Below are 645 nucleotides of genomic sequence, written 5' to 3'. Positions count from 1 at the left end.
GGCATATCGAAACCATCACCGCGGGCGCCGATGTGCCCGTGATCGTGAAAGAGGTCGGGTTCGGGCTCAGCGGCAAGACCGTCGCGTGGTTGCGCGAGCTCGGTGTGGCGGTCGCCGACGTGGGCGGACGTGGGGGCACCGATTTCGCGCGCATCGAAAACGCCCGCCGCGCCGGCCCCGACTACTCCTACCTCATACCGTGGGGCCTGAGCACGCCGTGCTGCCTGCTCGACACCGCCGACGTCGACGGCATCGACATCCTCGCCTCCGGCGGCATCCGCTCACCGCTGGACATCGCCCGGGCATTGGCGTTGGGAGCCAACGCCGCCGGTGTCGCCGGAGCATTCCTGACAATCCTGCTCACCCACGGCACCGAGGCGCTGATCGCGACCATACGAACCTGGCTTGACCAGCTCTCCTCGATCCTGGCCGTCCTCGGGTCCACCAGCCCCGGTGCGCTCACCGAATGCGACCTACTGCTCGACGGCGACCTCGAAACCTATTGCCGTCTCAACGGTATTGATCCCCGCACCTACGCCCGGCGTCGTCGTCCGAGCACCAAGCCCAGCCGATGACACCTCCGACCTGAGAGCGAGGAATCCGCGCATGAGTATTCCCGGCAACAATGATCACGCGGCCGTGCCC

1 protein-coding gene is annotated in these 645 nt (G+C 67.1%); it reads left to right on the top strand.

The genetic code is table 11. The annotated features are described in order from the left end of the window. Window positions 1-575: alpha-hydroxy-acid oxidizing protein (locus tag NP4_RS39480; RefSeq protein ID WP_174556229.1), on the top strand; the 575-nt coding region annotated here is incomplete at its 5' end. Between the last annotated feature and the right edge of the window lie 70 nt (window positions 576-645).

Origin of the sequence: Nocardia pseudobrasiliensis NBRC 108224 (genome assembly GCF_001613105.1) — a bacterium.
In the GTDB taxonomy this organism is placed as follows: domain Bacteria; phylum Actinomycetota; class Actinomycetes; order Mycobacteriales; family Mycobacteriaceae; genus Nocardia; species Nocardia pseudobrasiliensis.
The sequence above is the reverse complement of the archived record's forward strand: the minus strand, read 5'-3'. Positions and strand labels throughout refer to the sequence as shown.